Source organism: Flavobacterium sp. LMO8 (assembly GCF_009495755.1).
Lineage (GTDB): Bacteria > Bacteroidota > Bacteroidia > Flavobacteriales > Flavobacteriaceae > Flavobacterium.
Genome location: NZ_WIBJ01000026.1, coordinates 1,159 through 1,544, shown reverse-complemented (window position 1 = coordinate 1,544; position 386 = coordinate 1,159). Strand labels below are relative to the sequence as shown.

Here is a 386-nt window from a genome sequence, read left to right as displayed (position 1 = left end):
AAGTAAATTGGTTCTAAAATAACTTCCTTCTCTGTAATGATTGGCATGATTGGAGTTAATAAAGCTTCTACTATAACTTGCTCATTTTCTGCTTTAGCTACTTCAAATACACCACTTTCATAACCTGATTTTGATACTTGAGCGCTGTAAGCTGTATTACATAGCACACCTGTTAAGGTTTCTCCGTTTAATGCTGTGGTTTGATTTGAAACTGTTTTTTGTTTCTCATCTACTAACATAACAGTAGCTCCTTCAATCACATTTCCTGTTTTAGCGTCTTTTACTCGCACTAATGCTTGTACATTACAAATCGGATCTGCCTTGTAGATATTGTCTACTCCATCTCTATTACTTGAGAAGAATCCAACTTTCTTGGTAGCGTTGTA

Annotated in this window: 1 protein-coding gene; it reads right to left on the bottom strand. The window is 35.2% G+C overall.

Annotated elements, in window-relative coordinates; all coding sequences use genetic code 11:
- On the bottom strand, positions 1 to 386 hold a 386-nt coding region (locus GFJ94_RS12645), incomplete at both ends, for a carboxypeptidase-like regulatory domain-containing protein (RefSeq protein ID WP_238989431.1).